General features: G+C 54.2%; 2 protein-coding genes. One reads left to right on the top strand and one right to left on the bottom strand.

What is annotated here, in order from left to right:
* On the bottom strand, positions 1-166 hold a 166-nt coding region (locus EN780_RS36345; protein WP_133372959.1), incomplete at its 3' end, for a transposase.
* Positions 167-281: 115 nt separating this feature from the next.
* Between EN780_RS36345 and EN780_RS36340 the strand changes: the two genes are divergently transcribed.
* On the top strand, positions 282-680 hold the full coding sequence (locus EN780_RS36340; protein WP_128276601.1) for a hypothetical protein: 399 nt from the start codon (positions 282-284) through the stop codon (positions 678-680).
* Positions 681-698: the final 18 nt, after the last annotated feature.

Below are 698 nucleotides of genomic sequence, written 5' to 3'. Positions count from 1 at the left end.
GACCATAGGCGGCCGGCACATCCCGCCAGCGCAGCCCGTTACGGATCACGAACAGAATCCCCCTCAGCACCCGTCGGTCATCGACCCGAGGTACCCCGTGCGAGCGTGGAAAGAATGGCTCGATCCGCCGCATCTGCGTCGGCGACAGCAGTAACAAATCACCCATGGTGGCCACCTCCAGCCACCTTGAATCATCATCGCTCCTTCAACTCAACAATTTAATGGGTCCTGACCCTAGTTGTTTCCTCACGCCAGATCGAAGGTCTCGTCAGCATTTCAGCATGCAGAAATTGCCAGTGCGAGCAGCCCTCTTTGCTCTCGTGACAGCATTCGAGATGTCCATGGCGGATGCGATAGGGAGACGCTTCGAAACGCCGGGCCGCTGGCTGGAGAAGCTTAGCGCCGAAAGAAGAAAGAAGATTTCTCAAGTGATCGCCGATGCGAAGAGTGATGATGGATTTGTGGACGAGATCCTATTCACTCAGTTCTGCGACAAATCTGATATTGTTCGAAAAGGAATAGAGCTCCCCCGGAGCGCGACATCGGCCGCCGACGTGTTCCGGCGAGCTGAGAAACTTAGAAATGCTGTTGCGCATGAAATGACTGTGCCTGGCTCCTTCCGCCGCGAAAAATATCGCAGTGTTGGTCAGAGATATGATGATTTTGAAAAGGGAGATTGATGGATAGAAGGCTTGCTC

This window comes from Mesorhizobium sp. M4B.F.Ca.ET.089.01.1.1 (assembly GCF_004022605.1).
Taxonomy (GTDB): Bacteria; Pseudomonadota; Alphaproteobacteria; order Rhizobiales; family Rhizobiaceae; genus Mesorhizobium; species Mesorhizobium abyssinicae.
Note: the sequence above shows the minus strand (reverse complement) of the source record. Positions and strands in the feature narration are given on the sequence as shown.

What these genes read in the sequence shown, in the direction of transcription:
- EN780_RS36340 (WP_128276601.1), top strand. Translation starts at nt 282, where the DNA reads ATGCAGAAATTGCCAGTGCGAGCAGCCCTCTTTGCTCTCGTGACAGCA.